The organism is Faecalibacterium sp. DFI.5.82, assembly GCF_029076575.1.
Lineage (GTDB): Bacteria > Bacillota > Clostridia > Oscillospirales > Ruminococcaceae > Faecalibacterium > Faecalibacterium duncaniae.
This window is the reverse complement of record NZ_JARFIS010000487.1, coordinates 1-312: the sequence shown is the minus strand read 5'-3', so window position 1 is coordinate 312 and position 312 is coordinate 1. Positions and strand designations below refer to the sequence as shown.

Annotated in this window: 1 pseudogene; it reads left to right on the top strand. The window is 61.2% G+C overall.

Annotation, left to right across the window (positions count from 1 at the left end):
• Positions 1-312: pseudogene (locus tag P0G09_RS17540) on the top strand (amylosucrase); the annotation flags it as partial.

The following is a 312-nucleotide window of genomic DNA, read 5'->3' as shown; positions in this document are numbered from 1 at the left end:
CAGCCGCAATCTGCACCGCAGAAAGTTCAACTGGGAGGACGCAAAACAGCGCACCCAAGAAGGCACGCTGCAAAACCAGCTGTGGCAGGTCATGGATCAGCTGCGCAAAATGCGGGCAGACCCCTGCTTTGCCCCGGATGCGTGGGTAACAACTTGGGACAGCCACAACCCCGGCGTGCTGGCACTGGTACGCAAGCGCGGCGAAGAAACGCTGGTGGGATTGTTCAACTTTACCGAGTACCCGGCAGGGGCAAGTCTGGACGCTCTGGGTGGCGAGTATCACTCCCCGGAGGGCACATCCGTCTGGCTGGC